General features: G+C 58.8%; 14 protein-coding genes. 8 read left to right on the top strand and 6 right to left on the bottom strand.

Going from position 1 to position 18,611, the window contains the following annotated elements; genetic code table 11:
* Positions 1-25 precede the first annotated feature (25 nt).
* The 3 genes from EAV92_RS08860 to EAV92_RS08850 are packed head-to-tail and all read left to right on the top strand — an operon-like array spanning position 26 to position 4,991.
* Positions 26-2,203 carry a hypothetical protein gene (locus EAV92_RS08860; RefSeq protein WP_241158486.1) on the top strand — a complete coding sequence of 726 codons (2,178 nt, stop codon included), beginning with the start codon at positions 26-28 and terminating at the stop codon, positions 2,201-2,203.
* A 3-nt stretch (positions 2,204-2,206) separates the two neighbouring features.
* Positions 2,207-2,572 (top strand): response regulator transcription factor, encoded by a 366-nt coding sequence (locus tag EAV92_RS08855; RefSeq protein ID WP_123040746.1) that lies wholly within the window; start codon positions 2,207-2,209, stop codon positions 2,570-2,572.
* Positions 2,565-4,991 carry an ATP-binding protein gene (locus EAV92_RS08850; RefSeq protein WP_123040745.1) on the top strand — a complete coding sequence of 809 codons (2,427 nt, stop codon included), beginning with the start codon at positions 2,565-2,567 and terminating at the stop codon, positions 4,989-4,991. The genes EAV92_RS08855 and EAV92_RS08850 overlap by 8 nt, the downstream gene beginning before the upstream one ends.
* A gap of 49 nt (positions 4,992-5,040) precedes the next feature.
* On the opposite strand, the gene EAV92_RS08845 is transcribed toward EAV92_RS08850, so the two are convergent.
* On the bottom strand, positions 5,041-6,222 hold the full coding sequence (locus tag EAV92_RS08845) for a pyridoxal phosphate-dependent aminotransferase (RefSeq protein ID WP_123040744.1): 1,182 nt from the start codon (positions 6,220-6,222) through the stop codon (positions 5,041-5,043).
* Positions 6,223-6,366: 144 nt separating this feature from the next.
* Between EAV92_RS08845 and EAV92_RS08840 the strand changes: the two genes are divergently transcribed.
* Entirely contained in the window at positions 6,367-7,164 is a 798-nt protein-coding gene (locus EAV92_RS08840; RefSeq protein WP_123040743.1) for a carbon-nitrogen family hydrolase, read from the top strand.
* An 81-nt stretch (positions 7,165-7,245) separates the two neighbouring features.
* Here the strand turns inward: EAV92_RS08840 and EAV92_RS08835 are convergent, their stop codons facing one another.
* The 5 genes from EAV92_RS08835 to EAV92_RS08815 form a co-directional block, all read right to left on the bottom strand.
* Positions 7,246-7,848 (bottom strand): response regulator transcription factor, encoded by a 603-nt coding sequence (locus tag EAV92_RS08835; RefSeq protein WP_123040742.1) that lies wholly within the window; start codon positions 7,846-7,848, stop codon positions 7,246-7,248.
* Positions 7,845-8,963, bottom strand: coding sequence for a sensor histidine kinase (locus EAV92_RS08830; protein WP_241158485.1), 1,119 nt, complete (start codon positions 8,961-8,963; stop codon positions 7,845-7,847). The genes EAV92_RS08835 and EAV92_RS08830 overlap by 4 nt, the downstream gene beginning before the upstream one ends.
* Before the next feature lie 41 nt (positions 8,964-9,004).
* Positions 9,005-9,757, bottom strand: a complete 753-nt coding sequence (locus EAV92_RS08825; protein WP_123040740.1) for an ABC transporter permease — start codon at positions 9,755-9,757, stop codon at positions 9,005-9,007.
* 16 nt (positions 9,758-9,773) lie between these two features.
* Positions 9,774-10,670, bottom strand: coding sequence for an ABC transporter ATP-binding protein (locus EAV92_RS08820; RefSeq protein ID WP_123040739.1), 897 nt, complete (start codon positions 10,668-10,670; stop codon positions 9,774-9,776).
* Positions 10,671-10,802: 132 nt separating this feature from the next.
* On the bottom strand, positions 10,803-11,708 hold the full coding sequence (locus EAV92_RS08815) for a LysR family transcriptional regulator (protein WP_123040738.1): 906 nt from the start codon (positions 11,706-11,708) through the stop codon (positions 10,803-10,805).
* 127 nt (positions 11,709-11,835) lie between these two features.
* On the opposite strand from EAV92_RS08815, the gene leuC reads away from it, so the two are divergent.
* The 4 genes from leuC (at position 11,836) to EAV92_RS08795 (ending at position 18,541) form a co-directional block, all read left to right on the top strand.
* Positions 11,836-13,257, top strand: coding sequence for a 3-isopropylmalate dehydratase large subunit (gene leuC / locus EAV92_RS08810; protein ID WP_123040737.1), 1,422 nt, complete (start codon positions 11,836-11,838; stop codon positions 13,255-13,257).
* An 18-nt stretch (positions 13,258-13,275) separates the two neighbouring features.
* Positions 13,276-13,875 carry a 3-isopropylmalate dehydratase small subunit gene (leuD, locus tag EAV92_RS08805; protein ID WP_123040736.1) on the top strand — a complete coding sequence of 200 codons (600 nt, stop codon included), beginning with the start codon at positions 13,276-13,278 and terminating at the stop codon, positions 13,873-13,875.
* Positions 13,876-14,082: 207 nt separating this feature from the next.
* On the top strand, positions 14,083-15,768 hold the full coding sequence (locus EAV92_RS08800; RefSeq protein ID WP_123040735.1) for an N-acetylmuramoyl-L-alanine amidase family protein: 1,686 nt from the start codon (positions 14,083-14,085) through the stop codon (positions 15,766-15,768).
* A 58-nt stretch (positions 15,769-15,826) separates the two neighbouring features.
* Positions 15,827-18,541, top strand: coding sequence for an S-layer homology domain-containing protein (locus EAV92_RS08795; RefSeq protein ID WP_164472700.1), 2,715 nt, complete (start codon positions 15,827-15,829; stop codon positions 18,539-18,541).
* Positions 18,542-18,611 lie beyond the last annotated feature (70 nt).

The raw sequence follows: 18,611 nt of genomic DNA, 5'->3' as shown, positions 1-18,611 counted from the left end.
AGCTTCCCGGCCCAAGGGGGTCCGATTGCGGTTTCGCTATCTCATCCTGGCGGCAGTCGCGGCCGGTGCGGTCGCGATACTTGCGATTGTTTGGTGGCTTGCCTTTCCGTCGGGAAAAGGACAAATCGCCGAAATCTGGAGTGACGGACACGTCAAGATGCCGGCCCGTGCCGATAAAGATTATTTGCAGGTTTACCGTCAGGGGAAGTGGGAGAATTTCCTGATCAAGGGCGTGAACATGGGCATCTCCAAACCCGGTTATTTTCCCGGGGAAGCAGCGATCACCAGAGAAGAATACGCCAGGTGGTTCGAACAAATCGGCTCCATGCACGCCAATACCATCCGGGTGTATACGATCCATCCGCCGGATTTTTACGAAGCACTCGCAGCCTATAACCGAAAAGCGAAGGAACCGCTCTACTTACTGCAAGGCGTTTGGACGGAAGAAGAAGCGTTGGCCGCATCCGGCGACGCTTTCGATGCCAAAGTCCAGGAAGATTTCCACGCGGAAATCAAACGGACCGTTGATCTTATTCACGGAAACGCGGACCTGCCGGCGCGTCCCGGACATGCTTCCGGAGCTTACCGGGCGGACGTGTCGGCCTACGTGCTCGGTTGGGTGCTGGGGGTGGAATGGGATCCGGACATGGTCGCTTCGACGGATGACAGCCATGTGAGCGCGGAGCCTTATCAGGGACGTTATTTCCGCACGGAGAACGCAACGGCTTTCGAACGCTGGCTGGCGGACGCGATGGAAACGACCGCTGCCTACGAGAAAGACCGATACGGCTGGGAACGGCCGATCAGCTTCACGAATTGGGTGACCACGGATTTGTTGAAGCATCCGTCCGAACCTTCTCCCCATGAGGATATGGTTTCCGTCGATCCGAACCACATCGAATCGATGCCGGCTTTTGCCGCAGGGGAATTCGCTTCCTATCACGTCTATCCTTATTATCCCGATTTTTTCAATTTCGACCGAACCCTGAACGCTTACGTCGATTTCAGGGGAGAGAAGAACGGTTATGCAGGGTATCTGAACCGACTTCGGAAGGCACATGGAATGCCGGTTTTGATCGCCGAATTCGGAGTTCCTTCCTCGCGCGGAATGACCCACCGCAACGTGAACGGCCTGAACCAGGGGTTTCTGAACGAAAAGGAACAGGGCGAAATCGACGCCCGGTTATGGCAGGACATCGTCCATGAACGCATGGCCGGGGGACTCGTATTCACTTGGCAGGACGAGTGGTTCAAACGGACTTGGAACACGATGGATCTGGACGATCCGGACCGAAGGCCGTTCTGGTCCAATGCCCAAACGAGCGAGCAGCAATACGGACTGATGGCGTTCGATCCGGGCGAAGAGCCGGCTATCGTGTTGGATGGGGACTCATCGGAGTGGAAGAAAGCGGGGATCCCTTCCTACCCGGCTGGGGGAAACGACCGCGGGGTCCAAAGCTTCTCGGTAACGAGCGACGAGCGGTATGTCTACTTCTTGCTGAATTTCAATCCTGAAGCCGCGGGCAAAGCCGATGCCGCCATTTTGATCGATTCCGTCGCTGGACAGGGACAGAACGTATTGCCGAACGGCAGCGCCCTTTGGCCGGATGCGGGTATCGATTTCGCCATCGATATCCGGCAGGCGGGCGAAAGCCGTGTATGGGTCGACAGCTATTATGATCCGTTCGAATACCAATACGGCCATCTGCTCCATCTGATCGACGAACCCAAGGATGCCGGCCAACCCGGTAACGGGAGGTGGAACCCGATCCGCTTGGCCTTGAACAAACCTCTCGAAATCCCGGACCGCGAAGGCACCGACCGATATGTCCCGTTCGAAGCCTATGAAACCGGCAAGCTGAGATTCGGAAACGGAGATCCGAATGGCGCGGACTACGACTCGCTCGCGGACATTGCCGTCCGAGGCGGCACCATGGAAGTCCGGATTCCTTGGCAACTTCTGAACGTGAAGGATCCGAGTACGCGGCTGGTCATGGCGGATTTATGGAAAGAGGGGCTGGAAGGCAGCCGGAAGACGGACGGTTTCCGATTGGCGGTGGTGGACGGGAATGAGGTGCCGGCTGAGCGGAAGCCTGTCCTGTACCGTTGGGATACATGGGAACAGCCCCGGTACCATGAAAGATTGAAAACGTCTTACGGCATCCTGAAGGGCGAATTCGAAAGATCCGAAGCGGGGGAATGAAAGATGGCGAAATTGCTTGTAGCGGAAGACGAGCCCGTGCTGAGAATGCTGATCTTGGACACGCTGGAGGACGAAGGACACGACATCGATGTGGCCCATGACGGTCAGGAAGCGCTGGACAAACTCCTAGCGTCGGCTTACGATCTTGTCATTCTGGACAACATGATGCCGATCATGACCGGCATGGAGGTAATCGAACATCTTCGGGCACAGCCGGCCGGTTCCTCCACGCGAGTGCTGATGCTGTCCGCCAAAAATCAGGTAAGCGATAGAGAAAGAGTGTTATCCGCGGGAGCCGACGGTTTCATGCCGAAGCCGTTCAGCCCGATGGATCTAATCTCGAAGGTGGAGGAGCTGCTGGATGGCTAGCCTGTACCGTTGGATCCGGCAAAAAATCAACCGGCGGATCCAGGCGCTTTCTTATACGGGGATCGGATTGATCCTGATCGGGGCCGTCATGGCGCTGTGGAACACCTACCACACTTACAGCAGTTACGATTCGAAGATCCGGGATATCCGCGAGAGGCTTTCCCTGATGACGGAATTGGCTGCGGACTCGGAAGAAATCATCCTGCATTCCCGGGGTTATTACGTCTACCTCGATCCCAAGGAATACGACGCGATTTTCCAGTCCCGCACCCGGATGGAGCAAGACTTGGCTGGGTTGGAAAGCAAGAACCTTACGCCTGCGGAAGCCGATGCGGCAGCCCGGGTAAAGGCTTTTTTCAATAACTATTTTAAAGACACGCTGCCGCGGGCGGCGGAGTTCGCCCAGAATAGGGATTTCGAAGCCATAAAGAATCTGATTTATGCCAGCGGTTCCAATCCGGTCAACGAAATCTTGATGAGCGTCAAAAGTGCCCAAAACGCGTCTGAAACGCTGCTGGCTTCCGAAAGCGACAAACTGATGCGGCAGCTTGTCGACCAAGGCATTTTCCTGATCGCGTTCATTTTGTTGATTTTGGTGCTTTTGATCCTCGGCTCCCGGCAGCTGGGCAAGGATATCAGCCGTCCCTTGGCGGCTTTGTCCCAAGTGGCGGTACGGCATTCGGACGGTTCCGACATTCCCGATCCGCTGATCCGCAGAATGGATGAAATCGGCTCCCTCTCGCGCGTCCTGAAGGAGATGCTCCATCAAAACCGCGAGAACGAAGAGGAGTTAACGGCCCAGAACGAGGAGCTTTCCGCGCAGCAGGACGAACTTCAAGCCCAGCAATCGGAGCTGCAGGACGCGATTTCGAAAATGCAAGAGAACGAGGCATTCCTTCGCAAGTTGAACCGGTTTACCCGTTCCTTGTCCCAATCGTTCGACAAAAAAGAACTGTTGGCCAACATCATTCGCCAGCTAACCCAGTTGACCGGCATGGAGAAAGGTTTATTCGTGTCCATGGACGGCTCGGGTTCCTACGCCTCGTTCGGCATGGACGAAGAAGACGCGGAGTCGGCCGCACGGAAAGCGGCTTCCGGAGGTTTGGCACGTGCGTTCGAGACCAAGCTTCCTTACGCCAGGGAAAGGGATGCGCTGGAAGAGGAGCGGATTTCGCACAAGGGGCGGATGATCAGCTGCGATCTGTTTCTGCCGATCCTGAACGAGGAAAACGAGCCCGCAGCCGGCATCGTATTGACTCGGGTCGGGCGGGTCATCGAACCGAAGGAAATCGAGGATTTCATCGGTTATGCCACGCAAATCGCGCTCTCTTTAAGCAATCTGGCGTTGTATGAAACGGCTGAAGGGCAGCGGCGGATGATCAACAACATCCTCGATACGATCCATGAGGGCGTGCAAGTGATGGATGTATCCGGCAAAATCGTGCAAATCAACGCGACGATGTGCGAGCTGTTCGGCGTGAATCCGGCTGAAGTGGACTTGTCGACTTCCACGCCGGATACCTATCGGGCTTTCTTGTCGCGTCACGTGGAAGATCCGGATGCCCTTATCGGTTTTATCAGACAGGCTGCGGCGGGAGCCACGCCGGAGAAGTCGACGCGATACCGGATACTCGGCGAGCCCGGCAAGATCATCGAAATCTATGGCGAAAATCTGGTTCGCGGCGGCCGCATGACGGGGACGTTGTTCGTGCATCGGGACATTACCAAAGAGTACGAAGTCGACCGGATGAAATCGGAGTTCGTCAGCACGGTCAGCCATGAACTGCGGACCCCGCTCGCCGGCATACTCGGGTTCGCGGAGCTGATGCTTCACCGGGAGTTGAGCCCGGATCGGCAGCGGAAGTACGTCTCGACCATACACCTGGAAGCGCAGCGGCTTACGGATCTGATTAACGACTTCCTGGATTTGCAGAGGATTGAATCCGGCAAACAGGTTTATGACATGAAGCCCGTCGATTTGCCCGACCTTCTGAATGAAATCGTCCAAGTTCAGCAGGCATTGACGGATAAACACCGGCTGTCGTTCCGGGAGTCGGGCGGCACGGCTTTGGTGTCGGGGGACGCGGATAAGCTTCGCCAGGCGTTCGTCAATCTGGTCGGCAACGCGGTGAAATATTCGCCGGATGGCGGGTCCGTCGAAGTCTCGTGCCTCAGGCAGGGGAGCAGCGTCCGGGTGACCGTCCGCGACGAAGGCTTGGGAATCCCCGAGGAAGCGAAAGCGGACTTGTTCGCCAAGTTTTTCCGCGTGGACAACAGCGACCGGAGAAAAATCGGAGGGACCGGACTCGGATTGGCCATCGTGAAGGAGATCGTCGACGGGCACGGCGGCAAGGTGGAGGTCGAATCCGTCTTGGGCGAAGGAAGCACGTTCGCCGTAACGCTTCCCGCGGTATCGTGACATGAAAAAAGCTCCGCGCATTCAGAAAGAATGCGGCGGAGCTTTTATTTTAACGAGTGAACAGGCCTAACCGGCCGATGCGGGCAACTGCTTCTTGGAGTCTTTCCTCCGGCGCGAGAAGGCCCAGGCGAACGTAACCTTCGCCGCTCGAACCGAAGCCGGAGCCCGGGGCGACGACGACGTCCGCTTCCTCGAGCAGCAGGTTGGCGAACGACACGGAAGTGTAGCCTTCCGGTACGGGGAGCCAGCAGAAGAAGGAGCCGGCCGGCTTCTCCGCGCGCCAGCCGATCCGGTCGAGGGCCGCGTACAGGGCGTCCCGGCGACGCTCGTAGGTCGCCACCAGTTCTTTGACCGGCTGCTGGGTGCCTGTCAGCGCTTCGGCCGCCGCTTCCTGGATGCCGCCGAACAGGCTGCAGTAGTAATGGTCCTGGATCAGGTTCAGCATTTCGACGACCGCGGCGTTGCCGAGCGCGAAGCCGACGCGCCATCCCGCCATGTTGTACGTTTTCGAAGCGGTGTAGAACTCGACTCCGACTTCCTTGGCGCCCGGCGTTTCGAGGAAACTGACGGGCCGCTTGCCGTCGAAGCCGATCGCGCCATAGGCGAAATCGCTTGCGACTACGATGCCGTGTTTGCGTGCGAACGCCACCGTTTCTTCATAGAACTCGGGCGTCGCCGTCGCGGCTGTCGGATTGTTCGGGTAGTTGAGGAACATGAGCTTGGCGCGGCGAAGCGTCTCGGCATCCAGTAGTCCGTAGTCGGGCAGGAAACGGTTGGCCGCGGTCAGCGGCATGAACGCCATTTCGGCTTCGGCCAGCGCGACGCCGGACCAGTAATCGGGATATCCCGGATCGGGGACGAGGCAGACGTCGCCGGGGTTGAGCAGGCATTGGCTGATCTCGACGAGGCCGGTTTTGCCGCCGAAGAGAACGGCGACTTCCGTTGCCGGGTCGAGCTTCACGCCGTAATCTTCTTCATAGCGTTTCGCGACGGCTTCCTTGAGAAAAGGAAAGCCCCGGAACGGCGGGTATTTGTGATAAGCCGGATTGGCTGCGGCTTTCTGCAGCGTCTCCACGATGTGGGGCGGCGTCGGCAGGTCGGGATTGCCTTGACCGAGGTTAATGACGTCGCGGCCTTGCGCGATGCGCGCGTTCGCTCTGCCTACGAGAGCGGCGAAAAATTGTTCGGGCAGCGTCCGGAGACGGTCTGCCGGCTGAATGCGGAAAGACATGGGATGAAGTCACGCTCCGTTTGAACAGGTAATAGGTTGACTGTAGCATAACGGGTCCGGCGAGGGCAATGGATGCGTATTGCCGATCCGGTCCCGATGGGGTAGGATGTTAACATCTCAAGAAGTGTGACGGAGGGATGCGCAATGTCCGCAAACATACGTCTGGCGTTGATCCAGATGAACATAGAAGCGGGGAACCCGGAAGAAAATTTCGCCCGCATGGAGCGGTGGATGAAAGAGGCGGTCTCCCGCATGCCGAAGCCGGACGTGCTCGTGCTGCCGGAAATGTGGAACACCGGTTACGCGCTCGATCGGATCGGGGAGCTGGCCGACCCTTCGGGCGAACGGACGAAGGCCTTCTTTTCGGCGTTTTGCCGCGAGCATCAAGTGAACGTGCTGGCGGGATCCGTGGCCGAAAAACGCGGAGACGGGGTCACGAACACGATCCATGTGTTTGGACGGGATGGGGCGGAGCTCGGGGAGTATTCGAAAATCCACCTTTTCCAGCTCATGGACGAGCACCTGCATCTCCAAGCGGGCGATCAGCCCGGCCGGTTTGAGCTCGAAGGGATTCCGGCCGCCGCGATGATCTGCTACGACATCCGGTTCCCGGAGCTGGCTCGCAAGCTCGCGCTCGGCGGGGCCAAAATTCTGTTCGTGCCGGCGGAATGGCCGCATCCCCGCCTTCACCATTGGCGGACGCTGCTGCAGGCGCGGGCGATCGAAAACCAAATGTTCGTCGTATCCTGCAATACGGTGGGGATGAGCGGCGGCTCCTCGTTTTTCGGTCATTCGATGGTCATCGATCCATGGGGCGAAGTGCTGGCCGAAGCGGGGGAAGAGGAGACGATCCTGGAAGCCGAAATCGCGCTGGGTCTCGCCGACGAAGTGCGCGGACGCATTCCCGTATTCGCCGACCGCCGGCCGCATCTGTACGAGTAAAACAAAGCTGCCCATCGCCGTCGTTACGGCGGGGGCAGCTTTTTTGTGACACCCAGTATCGCTATTCGCCTCGACGCCGCCTTAGTCCAGCCAACCGTTGCGCTCCGCGATGCCGATCGCGTCGATCCGGTTTTTGGCCTCCAGTTTCTGGATCGCTTCCGACAAATAGTTGCGCACCGTGCCCGCCGACAAGTAGAGGCGCCCCGCGATTTCCCCGGCCGGCAAGCCTTCCCTCGCCAGCTTGAGCACTTCCTTCTCCCGTTCGGTCAAAGGGTTCTCGGAATTATAGAAAGAGAGGGCGAGCTCCGGACTGATCGCGCGTTTGCCGGCAAACACGCTGCGGAGGGACGCCGCCAATTCGTCGATCGGCGAGTCTTTCAGCAGGAAGCCTTTGACGCCGGCCTTCACGGCTCGCTGAAAGTAGCCGGCCCGCGAAAACGTGGTCAAAATCACGACGCGGCACGGGTTGCCGTCCGCCTTTAATTGCTCGGCGACGTCCAGTCCGGACATGAGCGGCATCTCGATATCCATCACGCACAGATCCGGCTGCAGCGTCCGAATCAGATGCAGCGCCTGTTCGCCGTTTTCCGCCTGGCCGACCACCTCGATGTCGTCCTCCAAGTCCAGAAGCGCGCTAAGCGCACCTCGCAGCATGCCTTGATCTTCCGCCAAAATCACTCTCATTGGACCGCACTCTCCTTTCCCGTGTTTTTCTCCACCCTTGGCACGGTAATACGCACCTCGGTGCCCTTGCCCGTAACGGCGGTCACCGTCACCTCTCCGTCCACCAGACGCAGCCGGTTCCGCATGCCTTGGATGCCGTTTTTCGTGCCGTCCCCGGCCAGAGCCGCAGAGGCTGCGCCGATTCCGTCATCCTTCACCGATAATAAATACCCATGGGGCGTTTCGCCCCACCCGATCGCGCAAGAATGGGCTCGACTGTGCTTGACCACGTTCGTCACCGCTTCCCGGAGGCACATGCCGAGCAGGTTGTCCACCAAGGGGGCCGGTGCCGGCACTTCCGTGTCTGCTCCAGTTTTCGCATCCAGCTCCAACTCGATGCCCGCAGCCGCGAGAATCTGCTTGGCGTGGCTGATTTCGTCCCGGACCGTGACCGCGCTCATGCCGGAGACGAGCTCCCGGACTTGCCGCAGCGCCGCCCGTGAGGTCATCTGCACGTCCCGGATTTCCTGCGCCGCCCGATCCGGGTTTTTCGCGATCAGCTTTTCCGCCAATTCGCTTTTCAGCGTGATGAGCGAAAGCGTATGTCCGAGCGTATCGTGCAAATCCCGGGAAATCCGTTCGCGCTCCTCGTTTTTGGACAGACGCGCGATTTCTTCGTTGGCGAGCACGAGTTTGTCCTTGAGCTCCCTGGAACGCCGGCCGAATCTCATGAGGAAGGGCATCATCAGCATGATCAGCATGGCCGGAGCCAACTGCAGCAATCCGTAAGAGTCGTTCCACAAGGCCGCGTGCCAGATAACGGCGGCGAACACGACCAGCATCCCCGTGATCGCGGCGGCCAACTGCCGCGAGTCCCGGAGCATGCCGATCATCGGGGACGGATAGAAGGTCAAATACAGGTAGCCGGGATCATATCGGAAAGAGTAATAGACGATGAGGGCGAACAGGACGAAGATCGCGAACAACCGGATTTTAGGACGAACGTATCCTACGACGTAAATGACGGCGAATCCGAGCAAAATCGGGAATCCCACCATCTGTTCTTGGAGGGGACGTTCGATCAGATCGCCGATCGGAAATGCCAAGTAAACGAGCCACACGAACGAAAACGCCAAAGGCGGCCCCTCCTGGGACCGCTTGAACAGTGAACGAAACATCAAACCGCTTCCTGTCTCTTCATGATATAGGACGATACTGCCATAAACACGATCACGTACGCAACCAGGATGCCGACGCCGGCCCAATCGATCGTCCCGCCGCCGACCAGGTTCCATGCTCCTTGACCCAGCCGGTACGTCGGGGTGAATTTCGCGATCGTCTGCATCGTGGACGACATGGAGCTGGACGGGAACCACAGGCCGCCGATGATCGAGAGCGACATGTACACGATCATGGCCAGTACCTGAACCGCGTCCGGGTTGCGCATCGAGCCGATCAGCGAACCGAGCGCCATGAAGGCGAAGCCGCCGATCCAAATCCACAGGCCGCTTTCGATCCACGTGGAAGCCGGCAAGTGGATTCCTTTGCCGAAGCCGCCCACGATGAACACGAGCAGGATGATGAAGAAGTTGATCAGACCTTGCGCCGCGATTTTAGAGACTACGTATGACCAGGAAGGAAGGGGAGTGATGCGAAGGAGGCGGATCCAGCCTTGGGAGCGTTCCTTCGAAATGCGTTGGGCGAACGAGGTCAGGCTGGCGCCGACAACGCCGTACACCGTCATGGACATCAAATAGTAGGCGGGCCAACTGACGTTTCCGATTTGCACGTCGTCGCCTACCGTGCTGGAGAAGATGAAGAAAAAGGCGACCGGCATGATGACCGAGAAAAACACGAAACGCCGGTTGCGGATCGTCCGCATGAGTTCGGCTTTGCATTGGGCCCAAGTGGCCGTCATCGTCGTATTCATCGTTTAACCGCTCCTTTTAAGCCGTTTGGGAGGATTGGACGAGCGCCTGGAAGGCATCCTCCAAACCGCCGCTTTGGATTTCGATATCCCGCATGTCGACGCCGCGCTCGATCAAGGTGCGGATCAGCCGGTCCGTATCTCCGCTGAAAAGCTTTACTCTGCGGCCGTTCCACTCCTGGTCCGCTATGCCTGGAAGGTTCCTCAGCGATTCTGCCGTCACTCCGGCACCGGCCGTGAAAGAAATGACGCGGCCCGTCGTGCTTGCCTTGATCTCGGCGGGCGTTCCGTCGGCGATCAGTTTGCCGTGGTTGATCACGACGATCCGGTCGGCCAGGCTGTCGGCTTCCTCGAGATAGTGGGTCGTCAGCACGACCGTTTTGCCCCGGGCGGCCATCGCGCGGATCGTGTCCCAGAACAGCTGCCGGGACGTGACGTCCATGCCGACGGTTGGTTCATCCAGGAAAATGATGTCCGGGTCACCCGCAGCAGCCATGGCGAAACCGAGCCTGCGCTGCTGGCCTCCGGAAAGGGCGGTTGCCATTTTATCCTTCTCGCCCGTCAGCCCGGAAATGAGCAGCAGCTGCTCGAGCGGGAGCGGTTTGCTGTAATAGCTTCTGAAAAGGTCGATCGTTTCCGACACTTTGAGGTTGTCGATGACGCTGATGTCCTGCAGCATGGCGCCGATCCGGTCTCTCACTCGGGCGTCGCGGGGCGAGCCGCCCAGCATCGTGACCTTGCCGCTCGTCGGCTGCTGCAAGCCGAGGATCATCGAGATCGTCGTCGTTTTGCCGGCCCCGTTCGGGCCGAGCAGCGCCAGCACCGTGCCGGCTTCCACCGTCAGCGACAGGTCGTCGACGGCTTTTTTTCCTTTGTACGTTTTGGTGACGCGTTCCAGTTGAATCGCTGTTTTCATCCGTTTCCACTCTCCGATTCGTTTTGCCGACCGGCGATTTCGTTTTCGATCTGAACTCATCATACCGCGCGTTCGGAATCGGCCATACCGATGAATGTAATCGGATCGGGATGATAAATGTCATGCATTTTATCAGGGATGGATTTTCGCAAGCGTTCGCGTGAACGTTTCGATGAAAGCTTCGGCCGCGTTGGACAGATACCGGCCTTTGCGGTAGGCGATGACTAGCGTGCGCGTCGGCTTGCCTTCGAGAGAGAGATAGACGGGCGCGCGTCCTTTCCAGTCGTTCCTCGTAATCATTCGGGGCACGAAGGCGATCCCCATGCCCGCCGCGACGAGCGCCTGAACCGTCTCGATATTGCCGCTCTCGAAGACGACGCGCGGATCGAAGCCGGCTTCCGCGCACAGCCGATGGGCGATGGCGCGGAAGCCTTGTCCTTTCTTCAATAAAATGAAGGGCTCGTCTTTCAAATCGGCGATCGGGATGGTGCGCCGCCCTCCGGCCTTTGCCGCGAACGGATGGTCCGGCGGCACCGCGAGACAGATTTCCTCTTCGATGACGGGCTGGTAGGCGAGGGCGGGATCGTCGATCGGCAAGGACATCAGGCAGACGTCGGTGCTTCCGTTTACGGTAAGCTCTTCGAGCTTTTTGCTCGTTTCCTCGATCAGCACCACTTCGATATCCGGATATGCGGCCCGGAACGCCGGAAGTACGTCGGGCAGGACATGGGCGCCGGTGACGGGAACGCTGCCGACGACAACGCGGCCTTTGCGCAGGTCGGCCAAATCCTCCATTTCGCGGCGCAGCTGCTCGGTCATGTCGACGATTTGCTGCGCGCGGCTCACGAACAACGAACCGGCGTGCGTCAGCTCGACCGAGTTCGTGCTGCGCTTGAACAGCAGGACGCCGAGCTCCTTCTCGAGCTTGGAGAGCTGCTGGCTCAGCGAGGGCTGGGCGATATGGAGCTTTTCCGCGGCGCGCGAAAAGTTGCGTTCGGCGGCGATTTGGATCGCATACATCAGTTGACGGAATTCCATAAGGGACAAAACCTCCGAATCATAGGTTGGGACTATTAACCTTATAGATATTATATCTTGGAACAATGAACAAGGAAATGCTATGATAGGTTCAATCTAAGAGATAACCTTATCGGGGTGAATTCACATGAGCAAACAAACGATGTTCGAAAAAATTTGGAACAACCACGTCATCGTGGCGGAAGAGGGCAAGCCGAGCATTTTGTACATCGACCTGCATCTCGTCCATGAAGTTACTTCTCCTCAAGCGTTCGAAGGCCTGCGCCTGAGCGGCCGCAAGGTTCGCCGTCCGGACCTCACGTTCGCGACGATGGACCATAACGTGCCGACGAAGGACCGCTTCAATATCGCGGATCCGATCTCCAAGCAGCAAGTCGACACGCTGACGAAGAACGCGAACGAATTCGGCGTCAAGCTGTACGACCTGAACACGATCGACCAAGGCGTCGTGCACGTCATGGGGCCGGAGCTGGGCCTTACGCATCCGGGCAAAACGATCGTGTGCGGCGACAGCCACACGTCGACCCACGGCGCATTCGGCGCGCTGGCGTTCGGCATCGGCACGAGCGAAGTCGAGCACGTACTGGCTACCCAGTGCCTGCAGCAAGCCAAGCCGAAAACGATGGAAGTCCGTTTCGTCGGCAAACGCCGCCCCGGCATTACGGCGAAGGACTTGATCCTCGGCCTCATCGCGAAATACGGAACGGATTTCGGTACCGGATATGTCATGGAGTACACGGGCGAAGCGATCCGCAGCCTTTCCATGGAAGAACGCATGACCGTCTGCAACATGTCGATCGAAGCGGGCGCCCGCGCCGGCCTCATCGCGCCGGACCAAACGACGTACGAATACCTGCGCGGCCGCGAATACGCGCCGCAAGGCGCCGATTTCGACCGCGCCGTCGAGCGCTGGTCGGCGCTGCTCACCGATGAGGGCGCGGTTTACGACAAAGTCGTCGAGTTCAACGTCGACACGCTCGTACCGCAAGTCACTTGGGGCACGAGCCCGGGCATGGGCACGGACATCACGTCCTCCGTCCCGGTACCGGAGCAGCTCCCTACCGAAAACGAGCGCAAAGCCGCTGCCGCGGCTCTCGATTACATGGGCCTGAAGCCGGGAACGCCGATGACGGAAATCCCGATCGACTACGTCTTCATCGGCTCCTGCACGAACGGACGCATCGAAGACCTTCGCGCCGCCGCTTCCGTTGCCAAAGGCTACAAAGTCAGCCCTAACGTCACGGCCATCGTCGTGCCGGGCTCCGGCCGCGTCAAGCTCCAAGCGGAGAAAGAAGGCCTCGACAAAATCTTCGTCGAAGCCGGATTCGAATGGCGCGACGCCGGCTGCAGCATGTGCCTCGCGATGAACCCCGACGTGCTTCAGCCGGGACAGCGCTGCGCCTCGACGTCCAACCGGAACTTCGAAGGCCGCCAAGGCCGCGGAGGACGCACGCACCTCGTGTCGCCCGAAATGGCGGCAGCCGCAGCGATCGAAGGACGTTTCGTCGACGTTCGCGATTGGAAAATCAAGTCCGAAGTGACGGCATAAGCGAGAGGAGAGACGAACATGCAACCATTCATCAAAATGACGGGTCTCGTCGCGCCGGTTGACCGGGTGAACGTAGACACCGATGCCATCATCCCTAAACAATTCCTCAAGCGCATCGAACGCAGCGGCTTCGGCCAATTCCTGTTCTTCGAATGGCGCTGGGACGAGAAGGGGAACGTCATTCCCGAGTTCAGCCTGAACCAGCCCCGCTACCAAGGCGCGTCCGTGCTGATCTCCCGCGCCAACTTCGGCTGCGGCTCCTCCCGCGAGCATGCGCCGTGGGCGATTCTGGACTACGGATTCCGCTGCGTCATCGCGCCGTCGTTCGCCGACATTTTCTACAACAACTGCTTCAAAAACGGCATCCTGCCGATCAAGCTCAGCGAAGAGCAGGTCGAAGAGCTGTTCCAGCGTACGGCCGCGAATGCCGGCTACGAGCTGACGATCGACCTGGAGAACAAGACGATCACGGACGGTGCCGGCCTGAACATCGCGTTCGACCTGGACGAACACCGCCGTCAATTCCTGCTGCAGGGTCTGGACGATATCGGCCTGACGCTGAAGCACGAAGACGCGATCACCGCGTACGAAGCGAAGCGCGCAGCCGCCGGCATCTAAGGCGCAGCCGTTTCGATTCGCGCAAACCGGGTACAAAACCGGGCCTTTTGACCCCGAAACGCCAAATTTCGGGTCAAAGGGCCTTTTTTCGTGCGAAAGTCGCAACTTTTGAAGATTAAAAACGTCTAATGGGACGTGGGACAAGCTGGAAAGGCGCCTCATTTCCCGGCAACGTCCGCGCCACACAAATTCACACCGAGGTGAAGCATGAAGAAGTGGATTTCCTTGTTGTTTGTCGCTGTCCTCGTGCTGTGCGTGAACGTCGGTTTCACGAGCGCAGCGGCCAAATCGACGTCGGCTGCGACTGCGGTGGTACCGAAATTGTTTCTGGACGGGAAGGCACTTGAGGCGAAAGCGCCGCCCGCCCTGGTCCACGCTTCGGTGCTCGTGCCGATTCGGACGGTCGCGGAAAATTTGGGCTACAAAGTGGGATGGGAAACCAAGACGAAATTGGTGACCGTCGAGCAAGGCGCGACGAAAATCCAGATGACGGTGAACAGTCAGAAAGCGACGGTCAACGGCAAATCAATTACCTTGACCGAGGCGCCGGTGCTGCAATCGGACACGACGCTGATTCCGCTCCGTTTCGTGGGCGAATCGCTAGGCCTGCAGGTGTTGTGGGACAACGCGAACAAGTCGGTATTCTTGTTCACGGATTCGTCGCAAGGCACGGTGAACAACAGCGGCGGCACAGGCTCGAATGCCGGCAACGGAACCGGCTCCGGTACGGGCGGCGATTCGGGTACGGAAACCGGGAACGGTACCGGAACGAACGGCGGCTCCCAGCCGGGAAGCGTTCCGGATGACGGAGGATTGATCGGCGTCGTCGACGGACCGGGCGGCAACGGCTCGGGAACGGTTGACGGAAGCGTCGGCTCGGGTACGACAAATGGAAGCGGTAACGGAAACACGGGAGACACGAACGGTAACGGCACGTCCGGTCCGGTCGCGGCAACCGCGTTATTGCACCAAATCCGTTATGAGCCGGACGCGTTGGTGGTTACATACGAAGGCGCGACCGCTCCGACGGCCACCGTGCTAAGCGGCCCGGACCGGATCGTCGTCGACATTCCGAAAGCGGATTTCGCTTCGGATTTCGCGGCAGGGACTTCACCCGGCGTCATCCCGGATTTCACGGTGGTGAACGCCGCAGCTCCGCTCTCCGGACAAATCGCGGAACTTCCCGCGATCGGTCATGAAGCGCTCGCGAAGGTGCGGTATTCCATGTATTCGGACAATCCGAAGACGGTCCGCATCGTGCTGGATTTGAGCCAGCCCTGGGGCTATGAACTGCAGAACACCGCTTCCATCGGTGAACTTCGGATCCAATTGAAGAAACCGACGACTCCCGTGAAATCGGGATACACGGTCGTTCTGGACGCCGGACACGGCGGCAGCGATCCCGGCGCGGGCAGCGTCACCGGCAAGTGGGAGAAGGAATTCACGCTGGCCGTGGTGCTGAAGGTTCAGGCGATCCTCGCTTCGGAAACCAAAATCAATCTGGTGCTGACGCGTTCGGGAGATACCTACCCGACGCTGGACGACCGCGTGAACCTGGCGAATTCGCTGAATGCGGATCTCTTCCTGTCCGTACACGGCAACAGCTACACGCCGTCTACCAATGGCACGGAAACGTATTACACGCGCGCCAACAGCCTCGCTTTCGCCAAGCTTCTGCACAAGAACGCCGTGGCGGCGACGGGCTTCAAGGACAACGGCGTACGCACCGCGAACTACAGGGTCATCAAGGCGACGACGATGCCGGCGGCTTTGCTGGAAGTCGGTTATCTGTCCAACGCCTCCAACGGCAAAGCGATGTATGACGATGAGTTCCAGAATCGGGTCGCGGCGGCGATCGCGGCTTCGATCAAGCAATATTTCAATTTACCGTAATATCCAACCGGCCCTCTTCGGGGGGCCGGCATGTCCGTATTAGGGGAGAGGAATGTTGATGGCAAAGAAACCTCGCATCAAACAATGCGTCTCGGCCGTCGCGCTGACGGCGCTCGTGTGGACGGGGTCGATCTGGACGACCGGAACCGCATTCGCGGCCACCAATCCGTTCAACGACGTCAAAACCGGACATTGGGCGGAGAAGCACGTATCGAAATTGTTTTTGCAAGGAATCATTTCCGGCAAAGGCGAAGGGAAGTTCGACCCCAGCGGCAACATCCGGCGCGAAGACGCGGTCATCGTCGCCCTGCGTTTTTTGGGATTGGCGGACCAGATCGACAAGAACGGATCCATCGCGTTCCCCAGTACGTTCCAAGTCGACGACTATGCCAAGCCCTATGTCATGGAAGCCTTTAAACGCAAAATTTTGCTGACCAACGAAGAATACGACCTCGCCAACTCGGAGAAGGGGAAGTCCTGGGGACAAGCGAACGCGAGCCGCGAATGGGTTGCCCGCCTGCTCGTCCGGGCGATCGGGAAGGAAGCCGCGGCGACGGAAAACTCCGGCAAGACGACGGCTTTCTCGGATGACGGTAAAATCGAATCCGATCTCAAGCCGTACGTCGTGACGGCCGTCAATGAAAAGCTCGTTTCCGGCGTCACCACGACCACGTTCGAACCGAAATCCCCGATCAACCGGGCATCGCTCGCGACTTTGTTCAGCAAAGCGGAATCCAAAGTGAACGTCGCTTACAACGGTCAAGTCAGCGGCGTCCTGTTGGCGATCGCCGCGGACAAGCTGACCGTGCTTCATGAGGACGGTTCGCTGCATGATTATCCGGTGTCGGCGAATACGATGTTCGCCCGGTTCGATTCGGACAAGCCCGGCACGCTCGCTTCCTTGAAGCTATACGGCAAGGCGACGCTGATCCATGGCGCAGACGGCAACATCTCCTACGTGGAACAGACGGACGACAATACCTACATCAAAACCGTCGACGGCGCGTTCAGCAAAGTCAATACGACGGACGGAAAAATTTGGCTGGACCTCGGGGACAGCATCGCATCCTACGACTACGACAAGTCCGTGGCGCCGGTCGTGACCGACGCAAACGGCAATACGGCTGCGCTGAAGGACATTCCGGTCGGAACCGCCATCAGCCTGAAAGTGGACACCATCCGCACGACGGGCAAAGTCGTGGCGATTACGATCAAGCAATCCGTCGTCAATAAAACCGGCCATGCCGTAGTGACCGCATGGAATCCCGCTTCTAACGCGCTGACGGTGAGCGACGTGTCGACGGGCGCTTCCGAGCAGCTCAGCGTTTCGCCGACGGCGACGTTCAAGCAAAGCGGCGTTTTCGTGACGCCGGACGTGCTGAAGGTCGGCTACACGGTGGATTACGAGGTGAAAGCCGGCGTCGTGACGAGCCTCTCGTTCGCCAAGCCGGCGTTGACGACCGTCGCGGGGAAATTCCTCGCGGTGGACAAGAGCAATAAGACGATTCAATACTATGTGGGCAGCGATCTGATGGTGAAGCTGTACACCGACAACGTCAAGGTGAAAATCGACGGCATGACCGACGCGACCTTGGACGACCTGCAGAAGAACGACGATCTCACGCTGACGCTGGACGGCACCGACCGCGTTTCGCAAATCGTCGTTAACGGACGCAGCGTGCAGTATTTGACCGGCGTGTCCGTGGCGGGCTACCTCGCAGCGAATAAAACATTATCGCTTTACGATTCCGCGAATAAAGCTTATAACTTCGTTTTGAACGACAACGTCCGTTACGACATGAACGGCGTGCGTCTTGACGCGGCGCAGGCGGTCGCGCAGCTGACGGCGGGCAAGAAGGTCACGCTCGCCTACAGCGGTTCGAACGTCATTACGGTCTACTTCGTCGCCAAGTATTCCGGTACGGTGCTGGAAAACAATACGACGGCGACCACGAAGACGCTGAAGGTCCAAGTGGACCCGACTAACGTCGTTTCCGTGCCGTATAACTTCCCGTTCGTCGAGGTTTACGGATCGACCACGGCGACGTTCGCCGACGTGAAGGCCGGCGACCTCGTCACCGTTATCCTGAACGCGAACCAAGATCAAGTCCAAACGATCCAGGTTCATAAAACGGCGCAGCTCGAAGTGGCTTCGGTCGACATCGCGACTTCGAAAATCCGCTTCAAAAAGGCGGGAACGACGGCGACGGACGACTGGACGGTGACCTCTTCGACGGCGCTTCAGGATGCGAACGGCGCAACGGTTCCGCTGTCGCAATTCACGGCCGGCACGCTCGTCAACGCCACGTTCGCGGGTAAAACTTCGATTCTTAAAGTGAAAGCCGTCACGACGACGTACGGCCGGGTCGTTTCGGTAAACACGGCCAATGCCTCGGTGGACATCAGCCTGCCGAACGGCACGACCGTGACCCAAAACGTCGGAACGTCGCCCGTCATCGTGCGCGGAACGGCAACTTCCAGCGCGTTGTCCACGCTGCTTCCGGACGAGCGCGTCTGGGTTCGTCAGGACGAGAACGACCGGACCGTCATCGAAGTCGTTCCGGCGCTGAAGAAGGAGTTCTGGCAATACAGCGCCGCGCTGAACGCGATCCAGGTGTTCCATTCCACGACGACGGAAGAATACACCTACCCGGTGGATGCCCAGACATTCATCCATCAGGGCACGACGATTTTGAAGCCGAATCAGTTCGCCAACGGGGATTCGATCTCCATCTATATCCTCAAAGGTAAAGTCGTCGAAGTTTCCAAATAAGCGATTTTCCTGGGAGGCCGCCTGCGGGCGGCCTTCTTTGCGTTTTGCTCGCCGGCGGTTTCATAGGCGC

It is taken from the genome of Cohnella candidum (assembly GCF_003713065.1).
GTDB lineage: Bacteria > Bacillota > Bacilli > Paenibacillales > Paenibacillaceae > Cohnella > Cohnella candidum.
The sequence above is the reverse complement of the archived record's forward strand: the minus strand, read 5'-3'. Positions and strand labels throughout refer to the sequence as shown.